The sequence below is a fragment of the Allobosea sp. genome (genome assembly GCF_036675845.1).
GTDB lineage: Bacteria > Pseudomonadota > Alphaproteobacteria > Rhizobiales > Beijerinckiaceae > Allobosea.
This window is the reverse complement of sequence record NZ_JAKFED010000088.1, coordinates 1-13,300: the sequence shown is the minus strand read 5'-3', so window position 1 is coordinate 13,300 and position 13,300 is coordinate 1. Positions and strand designations below refer to the sequence as shown.

Sequence of the window (13,300 nt, the reverse complement as noted above, 5' to 3'; positions counted from 1 at the left end):
TCCCGAGCTGTCGGGTCGCCGGGGCCGAAAGCCCCTTCGTGAAAGGACAATCGATGAACCGGCTTCTTCCTCCGGCGCTCGCATTTCTCGCGCTGAGCGGTTCTGTCGCCCTGGCTCAGCCCGCGCCGAGCGCCCAGGAGCGCATGGCCTGCCGCTCCGATGCGACCAGGCTCTGCGCCTCCTTCATCGGCAAGCCCGAGCAGATGAATGCCTGCCTGCGCGACAACAAGGCCAAGCTCTCGGAGAGCTGCCGCAAGGTCGTCGAGGCGCGCGGCGGCTGAGCGAGTGCTGGCGTAGGCGGGCGCCTGAGCCGGATTCGGAAGGCTCAGGCCCCGGTTTCGATCTCGACCCGCAATCCCGGGCGATCCTCGCGATTGGTCAGGATCAGCCGGGCGCCCATCCGCCGTGCGGCGGCATCGGCAATGGCGAGGCCGAGGCCGGTGCCGATCGCGCTCTTGTGCCGGCCGCGGAAAAAGCGCTGCGTGACGAGCGCCAGCTCGTCCTCCGGAATCCCCGGCCCTTCGTCCTCGATGGCGATTCCGCGCCCGCTCGCCGTCATGCGCCAGGTGATCTGCCCGCCCGGCGGCATGTGCTGCACGGCGTTCTCATGCAGATTGCGCAAGGCCAGGGTCAGCAGCTCCCGGCTGGCCTGGACCGTCAGTTCCCGCAGCACCGGCTCGATCGCAACCGTTACATGCAGCGCTGCGCCGAACGCGGAATCGGTGATCTCTTCGAAGACGGCGCCGACCGACACCGCTTCGCGGGCCTGCGGCTCTCCGCTCGCATCGAGCTTGGCGAGCGCCAGCAATTGCCGCACGAGCCGCGTGGTCCGGTCGACCGAGAGCACGATCTGCTGCAACGCCCCTTGCCTGACAGCGGGGTCCTCCGCCGCCATTGCGATCTGCGCCTGCGTCTTCAGGCCCGCCAGCGGCGTCCGCAGCTCATGGGCGGCGAAGGCGGTAACCTCGCGCTCGTGCCGGCGGGCCGTCTCGACCTTGGCGAACAGCCCGTTCAGGGCTTGCGTCAGCGGCTTGACCTCGGCGGGCGCATGGGTGCTGTCGATCGGGCTCATGTCGTCCGCATCGCGGGTTCGCACGTCATTTGCCATCGCCCGGAGCGGTCGCAGGCCCTGGCCGAGGCTGATCCAGATCAGCAGGCCGAGCAGCGGCGCGATCAGCAGGGCAGGGGCGAGCAGGCCCTTGATCAGGTCGGAGACGAGGCGGTCGCGCAGGCCGAGCCTGTCGCCGACCATGATGTGCAGGCCGGCTGCCTCGTTGGCGACGGTGTAGATGCGCCAGGGCTCGCCATCGACGATGCGGTCGGAAAAACCCGATGCGGCCTCGGTCAGGCGCCCATCCGGCGTGCCGCTCGAGCGGGCCATCAGGCGGCCGTCGAACGACCAGATCTGGCAGGAGAGCTGGCGTTCATAGCCCGCGGCCTCGGGCGGCGGGCCGGGGAGGGCGGCGATGGCGGTCGTCATGCCGGTGCTCGCCACCAGCGAGTTGACCATCCGCGCCGCTTCCTGAAGGCGGGTATCGAGCACGTGCTCGAGCTCCCGATGCGTTCCGGAATAGATCCAGACCACGGCCGAGAGCCAGATCAGGCCGGTCGCGGTCAGCAGGATCGCGAAGAGCCGCCCGCGCAGCGAGGTCATGATGCCGTCCTGATCCGGTAGCCGAGGCCGCGCACGGTCTCGATCGCGCCGCGGCCGATCTTGGCGCGCAGATGGTGAATGTGGACCTCGACGGCGTTGCTTTCGATCTCTTCCTGCCAGCCATAGAGTCGGTCCTCGATCTCCGACTTGGAAAGCACCGTCCCGGGCCGCTCCATCAGCGCCGACAGCACCGCGAACTCGCGCCGCGACAGGGCAAGCGCCATGCCGTCCAGTGTCGCCGACAGGCTCGCCGGGTCGAGCGTGAGGCCACCGGCGACGAGACAGGGCGCCGCCCGCCCCGCGCCGCGCCGGGCGATGGCGCGGACGCGCGCGCTCAGTTCATCGAGGTCGAACGGCTTGCCGAGATAATCGTCGGCACCACTGTCGAGGCCGCGGATGCGATCGGGCGTTTCGTCCATGGCGGTGAGGAGCAGCACCGGCGTCCGGTCGCCGGCGCGGCGCATGTCCCGCAGCACGTCGAGGCCCGATCCATCGGGCAGCATCAGGTCGAGCACCATGGCGTCGAACACTGATGTCGCCAGCGCGGCGCGCGCATCCGCACAGCTCTCCACCCGGTCCACGGTCATGCCCGCGAGGTTGAGGCCGACCTGGAGACCGTCGGCGAGGATAGGGTCGTCCTCGACCACGAGAATGCGCATGCGCTGGCTCCTTCGCTCGCGACCAGCCAGCCCAGCCTTAAGGCTGGCTTAAGCTGGGCTGTCGAGATGGCGGACTTAAATCATCGGTGGTGCCGTCGAAAGCCGGCGCCCGCCGTCGCTTTCCACGGTCCCGCTTGCTGGAGAACCTCATGAACCGCCGTACCGTGCTCGTCCGATTGGCTGCATCGGGCTTTGCCCTTGCAAGCGTCCAGGGATTGATCGGCTTCGGTTCGGCACGGGCCGTGGAGACCGATAGCAATACCGTCCTCAACGACCCCGAGGCACCGACGGCCGGCAATCCCAAGGGCGACGTCACCATCGCCGCCTTCCTCGATTACAACTGCCCCTTCTGCAAGAAGGCGGCGCCCGATCTGCGCCGCATCGTCAAGACGGATGGCAGGATCCGGCTCGTCTACAAGGACTGGCCGATCCTCGGCGATGCCTCGGTCTATGGCGCGCAGCTCGCATTGGGCGCGCATTATCAGGGCAAGTACGAGGCGGTGCACCATGCCCTGATGGGGCTTCCGAGCCTGCGCATTCCCAAGGACAAGGTCCTCCAGGCCGTGCAGGCGGCCGGCGTCGACATGGCGCGGCTGCAGGCGGACTTGGACGCCAGGGCCGACGCCATCACCGCGCTGCTCCGCCGCAATCTCGCCCAGGCCGATGCGATCGGACTCGAAGGCACGCCGGCCTATCTCGTCGGTCCGTTCCGGACCTCGGCGCTCAACTATGCCGGCTTCAAGCAGGTCGTCGCCGATGCGCGCGCGCGGCAAGCCGCGAAATAGCGCTTCTGCCGCCACGCACCCGTTTCCCTGCTCTGCCGAAAGCCTCGAATGACCCGCGCCTTCCTGCCGACGAGATTCCTCGCCGCCATTCTCCTTGGCCTGCTGGCGGCGGCCTGCACCACGGTCCAGCCGCGCCCGCCAGTGGCCACCGCCCCGGTCATCGACCCGCAGCTGGCGCAGCGCTACGCCGCGATCGAGACCGAGAAATTCAAGGTACCTGCGGTCGATCTCGCAGATCTACAGCCGCGCTATGCTCGCAAGCTCGTCGACTATCCGTCCAGGCATCCTCCCGGAACGCTTGTCGTCGATCCCCATAACCGCTTCCTCTATCTGGTGCAGGAGCATGGCAAGGCGCTGCGCTATGGCGTCGGCGTCGGCAAGGCCGGCCTCGAATTTTCCGGCACGGCGATCGTCGAGCGCAAGGCGCAATGGCCGCGCTGGACGCCGACGCGGGACATGATCCGGCGCGAGCCGCAGCGCTATGCCAAATGGGCCGGCGGCATGGCCGGGGGCGCGACCAACCCGCTCGGCGCCCGCGCGCTCTATCTGTTCAAGAACGGCAGGGACACGCTCTACCGCATCCACGGCACCAACGAGCCGGAGACGATCGGCGAGGCGGTCTCCTCCGGCTGCATCCGCATGATGAACCAGGACGTCATCGACCTCTACAACCGCATCCCGAGCGGCTCGAAGGTGGTAGTCCTGTAGGCAGGAATGCTCAGCCTGCCGTCCGGGCCTCGGCACGCGCGCCCCAATAGCGGTCCTCGTCCCAGATCATGACGGCATGGCCGGGCGAGACCTCGCGATACTGGCGCGGCGGCGGGACATAGCTCGCCGGCCGGATCGGGCTTTCGATCTCGTCGTTCGAGACCGGGCGCTTCTGCAGGCGCCGGGCGGGATCGGGCACCGGGACGGCGGCGAGCAGCCGCTTGGTATAGGGGTGCTGCGGATTGCCGAAGATCGCGGCGCGCGGGCCGATCTCGACGATCTCGCCGAGATACATCACCGCGACGCGATGACTGACGCGCTCGACCACCGCCATGTCATGCGAGATGAAGAGATAGGCGAGCCGCATGCGCTCCTGCAGCTCCAGCATCAGGTTGATCACCTGCGCCTTGACCGAGACGTCGAGCGCCGAGACCGATTCATCGGCGACGATCAGCCGGGGTTCGACGGCGAGCGCCCGCGCGATGCAGATGCGCTGACGCTGCCCGCCGGAGAATTCATGCGGGAAGCGGCTCGCCATCTCCGGCAAGAGCCCGACCTGGCGCAGCAGGACGCCGGCGCGCTCGCGCGCCTCCGCCTTGTTCGCGAGGCCGTTGATCAGCAGCGGCTGCGCGATCGCCGCGCCGATGTTCATGCGCGGATTGAGACTGGCGAACGGGTCCTGGAAGATCATCTGCATGTGCCGGCGCTGCCGGCGCAGCTCGGCCATGTCGAGCCCGACGAGGTCGACCCCGTCGAGCAGCACCGAGCCCGACAAGGGCTCGGTGAGGCGCAGCACCGAGCGCCCGGTCGTCGACTTTCCGCAACCGGATTCCCCGACCAGCGCCAGGGTCTCGCCGGCCCGGAGGCTGAAGGAGACGTTCTCGACCGCGTGCACGCGGCCGCCGACCCGGCCGAACAGGCCGGAGCGCATCTCGAAGCGGGTGGTCAGGCCGGAGACTTCCAGCACCGGCCGTTCGGCATGCGCCACGGTGTCGGAGGTCTCGGTCGGCACGTCGGAGGTTCCCGTCGAGCGGTCGACCACCGGGAAGCGCATCGGCCGCTGCTTCCCCGACATCGAGCCCAGCCTGGGCACGGCGGAGAGCAGCGAGCGGGTATAGGGTTGCCGGGCGCCGGCGAAGATCTCCTCGGTGGTGCCGACCTCGACCGCCTGGCCGTCATACATCACGACCGTGCGTTCGGCGATTTCGGCGACCACGCCCATGTCGTGGGTGATGAACAGGACGGACATGTCCTGCTCTTCCTGGAGCGATTTGATCAGCTCGAGGATCTGCGCCTGGATGGTGACGTCGAGCGCCGTCGTCGGCTCGTCGGCGATCAGCAGCTTCGGCTTGCAGGCCAGCGCGATGGCGATCATCACGCGCTGGCGCATGCCGCCGGAGAAGCGGTGCGGATACTCGTTGAAGCGCGATTTCGCCGCCGGGATGCGGACCTTGTCGAGCAGGCGCAGCGCCTCGGCCTCGGCCTCGCTCCGCGACAGGCCGCGATGCAGCATCAGCGCCTCGGCGACCTGGAAGCCGATGGTGAGCACCGGGTTGAGGCTCGTCATCGGCTCCTGGAAGATCATCGCGATCTCGTTGCCGCGGACCTGGCGCATCTGCGCTTCCGGCAGGCTCAGCAATTCCTTGCCGCCGAGCCTGACGCTGCCTTCGACGCGGCTCGACCCCGGCGGCGTCAGCCCCATGATCGAAAGGGCCGTCACGCTCTTGCCGGAACCGGATTCGCCGACCACGGCGACCGTCTCCTTCGGGCCGATCTGGAAGGAGACATCGCGCACCACCGGGCGCCACTGCCCCTCGCCGCGAAAGGCGACCGAGAGCCTGGATACGGAGAGGATCGGGTCGGTCATGCTGCCTTCTCCCGGCGCGCGCGTGGATCGCGGGTCGCCGGCCTGCTCCAGAATCCCGGTGCTTTGCGCATGCATGCCGGTCTGCCCCCTCAATCCCGGAAGACGACGGTCTTGCCGCCATTGCCGAGCACGCGCCCGTCGAGATGCCAGGCCACGGCCCGCGCCAGCACGCGCCGCTCGACGTCGCGCCCCTTGCGCACGAGGTCCTCGGGCGTGTCGTGATGGCTGATGCGCTCGATGTCCTGCTCGATGATCGGCCCTTCGTCGAGGTCGCCGGTCACGTAATGGGCGGTGGCGCCGATCAGCTTCACGCCGCGCGAATGCGCCTGGTGGTAGGGCTTGGCGCCCTTGAAGCCGGGCAGGAAGGAATGGTGGATGTTGATGCAGCGCCCGCTGAGCTTTCCGGCGAGATCGTCGGACAGCACCTGCATGTAGCGGGCGAGGATGACGAGATCGACCCGCTGCTCGCTGGCCAGCGCCCAGATCTGCGCCTCCTGCTGCCGTTTGGTCTCCTTGGTGATCGGCAGATGGTGGAAGGGGATGCCGTCGAAATCGAGGTGTTCGTAGATATCGCGCGGGTAGTTGGAGACGATGCCGGCGATCTCCATGCCGAGCTCGCCGGTGCGCCAGCGATAGAGCAGGTCGGCCAGGCAATGGTCGAATTTCGAGACGAGAAGCAGCACGCGCTGGCGCTCGCGGCGCGGCCGAGCGTGCCAGCTCATGCCGTGCCGCTCGGCGATCGCCGCGAAGCCGGTGCGGAAGCTCTCGAGCGAGCCGCCTTCCGGGAAGTTGAAGACGACGCGCATGAAGAAATTGCCCGTCTCGACATCGTCGAACTGGTTGGCCTCCTGGATGTTTCCGCCGCTCTCGAAGAGATGGCGCGACACCGCCGCGACGATTCCCGGGCGGTTCGGGCAGGACAGGGTCAGGAGATACTGCTCACTCGGCATGAAGGCACTCTCATGGTCGAAACCCCGGCCGCAGGGCCGGGGATCGGGGGGCGGAGCGCCCGCAGGCGCCCCGACCGGTATCAGATGCGGGTCAGCCCCACGACCATTCGTGGACGTTCCAGGCGGCATCGACCACGTACTGGTTCGGCTTGATGCCCTGCAGGGATTTGTGGGTGATCTGCCCCTGGAAGACGCCGCCCTGCGGCCCGAACGGCACCTCTTCCAGGAGGATCTCCTGGATACGGGCATAGGTCTTCTTGCGCTCGGCGACATCGGTCTGCCTGACGCCGGCCTCGAGCAGCCGGTCGACCTCGGCGTTCTCGTACTGGGTGTAGTTCGAGCCGCTGCCGGTCTTCACCGGGATCATCTTGGAATGGGCGCGGGCGGTGTAGTCGGGGTCCATGCCGACCGTCGGCTCCCACGACACCAGCAGCGTGTCGAATTGCGACTTGGTGGTGTACTCGCCCCAGACCACCGAGGCGGGCATGTTCTTGATCTCCATCTCGACGCCGATCGCCTTCCAGTTCTGCTGGAAGATCGCCTGCGTCGCCTGGCGCGCCGGGAAGCCCGCCGTCGTCGACATGGTGAACTTCATCTTGACGCCGTCCTTCTCGCGGATGCCGTCGTCGCCGACCTTCCAGCCGGCCTCGTCGAGCATCTTGGCGGCGAGCTGCGGATTGGGCCCGGCGTCCTTGAGGTCGTGGTTATAGGCCCAGTGGCTGGTGTGCAGGTAGGACAGGGTCCGCTTGTAGGCGCCGAAGAAGACGTCATCGATCGTCTTCTGCATCTCGAGCGCGAGATAGAGCGCGCGCCGCACCTTCGGGTCCTTGAACTGCGGCTTGCCGCAGTTGAAGTAGACGAACTGCACCCAGGGCTGGGCCAGCGGGAAGAAGTTGCGGTCCGGCAGCTTGGAAGCCTCGCCCCAACGGTCGAAGGGCACGCCGGAGACGCCGAGATAGTCGATCTCGCCCGTCCTCGCCTGGCCATAGGCGACGAGCTGGTCGGGCACGAACTTATGGATGAACTGTTTGATCTTGGCCTGGCCGCGATGATAGTTCGGATTGGCCTCGTAGACCATGTGGCTGCCGGCGGTGCGCGACTTCAACAGATAGGGGCCGGTGCCAACCGGCTTGGCGTTGAAGCCGGACGTGTTGATGTTCTCTTCCTTCGAGAGCAGGTGGTGCGGAACGATATGCATGTTCTGCCAGGCCCACATGAACGGCACGAACGGCCGGTCCAGCTCGATCTCGATGGTGTGGGCGTCGGCCACCTTGAAATTCTTGATCAGGTCGAAGCCGCTGCGCGAGCGCACGGCAACCTTGGGGTTGACGATCGTCTGGTAGGTGAATTCCACGTCCTTGGCGGTGAAGGGCTGGCCGTCGCTCCATTTGACGTCGCGCTTCAGGTTGATCCGCCAGATCCGGCCCTCGCCCGAAATGTCGCCGTTCTCGACCGTCGGGATGCGGGCCGCGAGATTGGCCACGAACTCGCCCTTCTCGTTGACGTCCCAGAGCGCGTCGAACAGGCAGGCTTCCGGAATGTTCTCGGCGCCGGCGTTGACATAGAGCAGCGGGTTGAACTGCACCGGCTCCTGGGTCGTGCCGAGGATGATGCGGTCGCGCCGCTGCGCCAGCGCCGGGCTGTAGATGCCGCTCGCCGGCACGATCAGGCCGGAGGCGGCGGCCGCCTTGATCAGCGAGCGCCGGGTCAGTGATGACTTCGTGGACATGGTGGTCTCCCCTCTATCTCTTTCGAAGTTGCGTCACGGGTCGATCTTGAGCCTGGCGTCGAAGGCGTCCCGCAGGCCGTCGCCCAGGAAGTTGAAGCCCATCACGGTGAAGGTGATCAGGACGCCCGGCAGGATCGCGAGGAAGGGCACGGTGTCGAAATAGCCCTGGGCGTTGGTCAGCATGTTGCCCCAGCTCGCCATCGGCGGCTGCACGCCATAGCCGAGGAAGCTGATATAGGATTCCATCAGCACGGCGGTCGCGACCTTGAGCGTCGCGGCGACCAGCACCGGCGCCATGATGTTGGGCAGCAGTTCGACGATCATGATGCGCCAGTTCGAGGCGCCGAAGCCACGCGAAGCCTGGACGAAATCCGCTTCCTTCAGCGTCGAGACCTGCGCCCGCACGATGCGCGACACCTCCATCCACGAGGTCAGGCCGATGATCAGCGAGATCGACAGGATGGTCGGCGGCACGAAGGCGGCGACGACCAGCAGCAGGAAGACCTGCGGGAAGCACAGCAGCGTGTCGACGAAGCGCATCAGCAGATTGTCGATGACGCCGCCATAATAGCCGGCGGCCAGCCCGACGAGCGTGCCCGTCAGCATCGTCGTGATCATCGCGACGATGCCGACCGTCAGCGAGACCTGGCCGCCATAGAGCAGCCGGCTCAGCGTATCGCGGCCGAGATCGTCGGTGCCGAGCGGATTGGTCCAGGAGGCGAAGGGGGCCAGGAAGCGCCGCGTCGTATCGATCGCCATCGGGTCGTGTGGTGCCACGAACTGCGCGAACAGCGCCGAGGCGCAGAGCAGCAGCACCGCGACGGCGCCGATCACGGCCATCCGATGGGTGACGAAGCGCTGGACGATCATCTGCGCGTAGGAGCGGCTGGGTGCGGCGGTGGTGGCTGGAGCCGGAACGTCCGTCATGCCGTTGCCCTCAAACCAGTTTCACGCGCGGATCGATCAGCGCGATCGCGATGTCCGCAAGCAGGTTTCCGACGATGACGAAGAGCGCCGTGAACATGATCATGCCCATCAGGATCGGGTATTCCTTCATGTTGAGCGCATCGACGAAGAGCCGGCCCATGCCGGGCCAGCTGAAGATCGTCTCGGCGACCAGCGCGCCCGAGAACAGCGACGGCAACTGCACGCCGAGCAGTGCCACCAGCGGGATCACGGCGTTGCGGAAGGCGTGGCGCGCCATGATCTGGCGCGTGCCGAGGCCCTTCGACCTGGCGGTGCGGATATAGTCCTGCTGGATCACCTCGAGGAAGCTCGAGCGGGCATAGCGGCTCCAGGTCGCGACCAGCACGAGCGTCAGCACCATCACCGGCAGGACGAGATGGCGCAGCAGATCCCAGGGATTGCCCTCCTCGCCGAGCTCGTACATGCCGCCGGAGGGCAGCCAGCCGAGATTGATGGCGAAGATGTAGATCGCCATCAGGCCGAACCAGAAGGTCGGGAACGACAGCGCCAGCATCGCGCCCGTCGTCGCCAGATAGTCGAAGATCGAGTTGCGCCTGACCGCGCCGAGCATGCCGATCAGCGTGCCGATCAGGATGGCGAGCGCCATCGAGGTGCCCATCAGGATCAGCGTCGCCGGCAGGCGCTCGACGATGACCTCCAGCACCGGCCGGCCACCGAAGAAGGTGAAGCCCCAGGAGCCGGTCAGCATCGACTTGGCCCAGGTCAGGTACTGGATGTGGACCGGCTGATCGAGGCCGAGTGCGATGCGGATGCGCTCGATATCGGTGACGGTGATGGTCGGGTTGAGCGTGTAGACCGCCAGCGGGCCGCCCGGCGCCAGATGCATGATGCCGAAGCCGATGATGGAGACGCCGATGACGAGCGGGATCGAGTGGAGGATTCGCCGCACGACATAACCCAGGACGTCTCCGCGCATGGTCAGTCTCCGCCGAGTGCCTGTTTGAGGTCGTCGATCAGGTCCTCGGCGTCCTCGAGGCCGACCGAGAGGCGCATCAGGTCCATGGTCACGCCGGTGCCGAGCTTGGCCTCCGGGAAGACCTTGCGCCTGGCCTGCAGCAGGCCGCCCGGATGCATGATCAGCGACTCGACGTCGCCGAGGCTGACCGCGCGGGCAATCAGCTTCAGCCGGTCCATCATCCGGACGGCGCCGTCATAGCCGTCATGCAGCTCGAACGACATCATGCCGCTGCCGTTGACCATCTGCCGGCGGGCGATGGCATGGCGCGGATAGCTTTCGAGGAAGGGGTAGCGCACGATCCGAACCGCGGGATGGGCCGCCAGCATCTGCGCCACCGCAAGCCCGTTCTCGCCATGCTGGCGCATGCGGACCTTGAGCGTCTTGAGCCCGCGCAGGACCAGGAAGCAGGCCATCGGCGACAGGGTCGCGCCGGTCAGGTAGCGCAGGCCGAGACCACGGACCTTGTGCATCGTCTCGGCGTCGCCAAGCACGATCCCGCCGAGCAGGTCGCCATGGCCGTTGATGTATTTGGTCAGCGAGTGCACGACGATGTCGGCGCCGTGCTCCAGCGGCCGCTGCACGGCCGGCGAGGCGAAGGTCGAGTCGACCACGACGCGCAGGCCAGCCTGGTGCGCCAGCGCCGAGATCGCCGCGATGTCGAGCACCTCGCCGGTCGGGTTGATCGGCGTCTCGAAATAGACGAGCCGGGACTTGTCGGTGATCGCGGCCGTCAGGTTGGCCGGCTCCGAGAGGTCGACCTTGACGACCCTGATGCCGAAGCGCGGCAGGCCTTCGCCGGTCAGCGCCGTGGTGTTCGAATAGAGCGTCTCGTGGACGATCACCTCGTCGCCCGGCGAGAGCAGCGACAGGAACAGCGACGAGATCGCCGCCATGCCCGAGGCGGCGGCGACGCCGGCCTCGGCGCCTTCCAGCGAGGCGACGCGCTGTTCGAGCAGCGCCTGCGTCGGATTGTGCTCGCGTCCGTAGAGGTAGCCGTCGCTCTCGCCGGCCACGACGGCGTCGGCATCGGCCACATTGGCGAAGGCGAAGGTCGAGGTCATGTAGATCGGCGGCGAGACCGCGCCGCGCTCGAGCAGCGGGTCGTAGCCCTCATGGATCGAGCGCGTCTGGAAGCCGAGCTGGCGGTTGGGCCGGTGAATGTTCATGGCGCGGCGGTCCCGGTCCTGTCTGGAAAAGCCGTCATGCGGCGACCTCGTCGGCCGGGGTGAAGCGCCAGCCATGGGCCGCAGCCGCATTGGCCAGCTCGTCGAGCAGCCATTCGGCGAAGGTCGAGCCGACGATCAGGCCAAAGCCCGGTGCTGCGCCCTCGATGCGATAGACCAGGCAGGATACATGCCCGACCAGCGTGACCGCGCTGGCACCGGCCGGGAACGCCCGTTCGTGCAGGTCGAGCCGGCAGAGCTTGGCAAGCACGGCACGCGCCTGGGTTCCGGAGACTTCAAGGACGCAGCGGCCATGGCTCTGGTCGACCACCGCCGCGATCCCGCTGAGCGGCTGCGCCAGGGTGGCGGACAGGACGCTGCGCTCCTCGGCCGGCGCCATCACCAGCCAGCTTCCGGGTTGCAGCCACAGCGCTGTCTTTCCGGCGGAGGCCGCGGCCCGGCCCGACTCCGGCAACGTGAGCGAGAGCAGCTTTTCGGCGGCGGCGGTGAGCTCGGCCTGGCGGCCCTTGCGGGCGGTCACTTGCACCAGCGTGGCCGGCCGCTCGACGATGGCGAGCGTCTCGCCGCCGCTGCGCCCGCCCTGGCGGGGCCGGGAGGCCGGGAAGCGTGAGCGGCGGTCAGGCGCGGACACGGGCGTTCTCCGGATCGACATGATGGGGGCTGGTGACGGTCACCTCGACGCTCTCATCGTGCAGCGGCGAGACGGCAAAGAGGCGCTGCCCCTTCAGGCTCTCGCCATTCTCCAGCATGGCGAGGCCGATCCAGCATTGGTGCTCGATCGATTGCGTGACGCTGCTGATCCAGCCGAGGCTCGCTCCCGAGCCCGCGTCGCGCACGAGATGGGCGCCGCCCCTGAGGCGCTGCGCGGCATCGACCGGGCGGATGCCGACCATTCTCGGCCGGCCGGGATCGGCAAGTCCGGGACGGGCGGCGAGCACCCGGCCGATGACATCGCCCGCCTTCTTCATCATCCGGCCCATGCCGAGATCGGCGGCCGTGGTCTGGCCGTTCAGCTCCGGGCCGGCGGCGTGGCCCTTCTCGACCCGCATCAGGCTCATCGCTTCGAGGCCATAGGGCACGATGCCGTGAGGCTTGCCGGCCGCCAGGATCGCCTCCCAGACCGCCTCGCCATGGCCCGACGGCGTCGCGACCTCATAGGCGAGCTCGCCCGAGAAGCTGATCCGGAAGACGCGGACCGGATGCCCGGCGATCCGGCCTTCACCCACCCCCATGAACGGAAAGGCCTCGTTCGAGAGATCGAGCCCTTCGACCGCCGCGGCGAGCGTCTCGCGCGAGCGCGGGCCGGCGACCGCCATCTGCGCCCATTGGTCGGAGATCGAGCAGAACTGGACGTCGAGTTCGGGCCAGACCGTCTGGGCGTGGAATTCCATGTGCTCCAGCACCGGCGCGGCATTGCCGGTGGTCGTCGTCACCACGAAATGGTCTTCGGCGAGCCGCGAGGTCGTGCCGTCGTCGAAGACGATGCCGTCCTCGCGCAGCATCACGCCATAGCGGCACTTGCCGACCGCGAGCGTCGAGAAGCTGTTGATGTAGAGCCGGTCGAGGAAGGTCGCGGCGTCCGGCCCCTGCACGTCGATCTTGCCGAGCGTCGAGACGTCGCAGATCCCGACCGCGGAGCGGACGGCCCGCGCCTCGCGGAAGATCGGGTCCCAGCCGGTCTCGCCGGGCTTCGGATAGAAGAACGGTCGCAGCCAGGCGCCGGTCGGCTGCATGACGGCGCCGTTCCTGAGATGCCAGTCATGCAGCGCGGTGCGCCGGATCGGCTGGAAGAACGCGCCCGAGCCATGGCCGGCGAGCG

The 13,300-nt window shown here is 67.7% G+C and carries 13 protein-coding genes; 3 read left to right on the top strand and 10 right to left on the bottom strand.

Translation table 11 applies throughout. The features are described 5' to 3' along the window. Positions 1 to 53 precede the first annotated feature (53 nt). Positions 54 to 281, top strand: coding sequence for a hypothetical protein (locus V6M56_RS10140; RefSeq protein ID WP_332683362.1), 228 nt, complete (start codon positions 54 to 56; stop codon positions 279 to 281). Between the two features lie 44 nt (positions 282 to 325). On the opposite strand, the gene V6M56_RS10135 is transcribed toward V6M56_RS10140, so the two are convergent. Continuing rightward, positions 326 to 1,654, bottom strand: coding sequence for an ATP-binding protein (locus tag V6M56_RS10135; protein ID WP_332683361.1), 1,329 nt, complete (start codon positions 1,652 to 1,654; stop codon positions 326 to 328). Further along, positions 1,651 to 2,313: a response regulator transcription factor gene (locus tag V6M56_RS10130; RefSeq protein ID WP_332683360.1), complete on the bottom strand. Its 663-nt coding sequence runs from the start codon at positions 2,311 to 2,313 to the stop codon at positions 1,651 to 1,653. The genes V6M56_RS10135 and V6M56_RS10130 overlap by 4 nt, the downstream gene beginning before the upstream one ends. Before the next feature lie 149 nt (positions 2,314 to 2,462). On the opposite strand from V6M56_RS10130, the gene V6M56_RS10125 reads away from it, so the two are divergent. Together V6M56_RS10125 and V6M56_RS10120 are read left to right on the top strand one after the other, a co-directional pair. Further along, entirely contained in the window at positions 2,463 to 3,098 is a 636-nt protein-coding gene (locus V6M56_RS10125; RefSeq protein ID WP_332683359.1) for a DsbA family protein, read from the top strand. Positions 3,099 to 3,146: 48 nt separating this feature from the next. Continuing rightward, positions 3,147 to 3,806, top strand: a complete 660-nt coding sequence (locus tag V6M56_RS10120; RefSeq protein ID WP_332683358.1) for a L,D-transpeptidase — start codon at positions 3,147 to 3,149, stop codon at positions 3,804 to 3,806. Positions 3,807 to 3,816: 10 nt separating this feature from the next. On the opposite strand, the gene V6M56_RS10115 is transcribed toward V6M56_RS10120, so the two are convergent. From V6M56_RS10115 to V6M56_RS10080, 8 genes are all read right to left on the bottom strand, one after another. Beyond that, positions 3,817 to 5,673, bottom strand: a complete 1,857-nt coding sequence (locus V6M56_RS10115) for an ABC transporter ATP-binding protein (RefSeq protein WP_332683356.1) — start codon at positions 5,671 to 5,673, stop codon at positions 3,817 to 3,819. Between the two features lie 89 nt (positions 5,674 to 5,762). Beyond that, positions 5,763 to 6,623 (bottom strand): formyltetrahydrofolate deformylase, encoded by an 861-nt coding sequence (gene purU / locus V6M56_RS10110; RefSeq protein WP_332683354.1) that lies wholly within the window; start codon positions 6,621 to 6,623, stop codon positions 5,763 to 5,765. Between the two features lie 91 nt (positions 6,624 to 6,714). Continuing rightward, positions 6,715 to 8,352, bottom strand: a complete 1,638-nt coding sequence (locus V6M56_RS10105) for a peptide ABC transporter substrate-binding protein (protein WP_332683353.1) — start codon at positions 8,350 to 8,352, stop codon at positions 6,715 to 6,717. Positions 8,353 to 8,385: 33 nt separating this feature from the next. Beyond that, a complete protein-coding gene (locus tag V6M56_RS10100; protein WP_332683351.1) occupies positions 8,386 to 9,279 on the bottom strand; it encodes an ABC transporter permease in 894 nt (297 codons plus the stop codon). A 10-nt stretch (positions 9,280 to 9,289) separates the two neighbouring features. Continuing rightward, entirely contained in the window at positions 9,290 to 10,255 is a 966-nt protein-coding gene (locus tag V6M56_RS10095) for an ABC transporter permease (RefSeq protein ID WP_332683349.1), read from the bottom strand. Positions 10,256 to 10,257: 2 nt separating this feature from the next. Continuing rightward, entirely contained in the window at positions 10,258 to 11,463 is a 1,206-nt protein-coding gene (locus V6M56_RS10090; protein ID WP_332683347.1) for a trans-sulfuration enzyme family protein, read from the bottom strand. A 34-nt stretch (positions 11,464 to 11,497) separates the two neighbouring features. Continuing rightward, on the bottom strand, positions 11,498 to 12,112 hold the full coding sequence (locus tag V6M56_RS10085) for a sarcosine oxidase subunit gamma (RefSeq protein WP_332683345.1): 615 nt from the start codon (positions 12,110 to 12,112) through the stop codon (positions 11,498 to 11,500). Then, a partial coding sequence (locus V6M56_RS10080; protein ID WP_332683343.1) for a glycine cleavage T C-terminal barrel domain-containing protein occupies positions 12,099 to 13,300 on the bottom strand: 1,202 nt, incomplete at its 5' end. The genes V6M56_RS10085 and V6M56_RS10080, both read right to left, overlap by 14 nt.